2 protein-coding genes are annotated in these 818 nt (G+C 39.0%); both read right to left on the bottom strand.

Going from position 1 to position 818, the window contains the following annotated elements; genetic code table 11:
• Positions 1 to 439: ABC transporter permease (locus ACFINO_RS10170; protein WP_375655704.1), on the bottom strand; the 439-nt coding region annotated here is incomplete at its 3' end.
• Between the two features lie 2 nt (positions 440 to 441).
• Positions 442 to 818, bottom strand: a 377-nt coding sequence (locus ACFINO_RS10165; RefSeq protein WP_375655702.1) for an ABC transporter permease, incomplete at its 5' end; no start/stop codon positions are given.

Raw genomic sequence — 818 nt, 5'->3', positions numbered from 1 at the left:
GCATAAGAAGCGTATCAACCCATCCCCCTATATAACCAGAGAGAGTTCCAACAATCAGCCCTATCGGCCCCACAATAATTGTAGTAAGAAAAACAATATAAAGAGTAATCCGCGCACCAAAAACGAGACGACTAAAAATGTCACGCCCTAATTCATCTGTTCCGAAATAATGCAACATAGATGGTGGCTGCAACCGATGAGCAAGATCATTGCTCATAAAATCATGGGTAGCAATCCAAGGAGCAAAAACTGCACATAAAATAATAACAAAAATAATAATTAGACCGAATACGGCCGAAAAATTATGAAAGAATTTGATCACTGAATGATAAATTTTTTGTATGTTCGCTTGAACTATTGACCGCGGAACAGCTTCATATAACCAATAACTTAAAGAAAATGAAGATTGCGGTTTATGATGATTCATTGAAGTAGTCATATTCAGCGTGTCCTTGGATCAAAGATGCGATAAAGTAAATCAGAAAATAAATTAATGGCAACAAAGAGCCCCCCTACTAGCAGCGTGCACCCAACAACTGCATTCATATCTCCTGCCAAAAGAGCATTGGTCAAGTAACGTCCGAAACCAGGCCAAGCGAAAACTGTCTCTGTCAATACGGCACCTTCTAATAAAAAAGCATAAGAAAGCCCAACAACAGTGATAATCTGAACAGCAGCATTGCGGAAAGCATGGAACCAAACCGTTCGCATCCAAGATAATCCTTTCACACGTGCAGTAATAATATATTCCTGATTAAGTTGTTCAATCATAAATCCACGAGTCATACGACTAATATAGGCCATAGCACCGAAAGCTA

The sequence above is a fragment of the Bartonella sp. AA83SXKL genome (genome assembly GCF_042196965.1).
Classification (GTDB): domain Bacteria; phylum Pseudomonadota; class Alphaproteobacteria; order Rhizobiales; family Rhizobiaceae; genus Bartonella.
The sequence above is the reverse complement of the archived record's forward strand: the minus strand, read 5'-3'. Positions and strand labels throughout refer to the sequence as shown.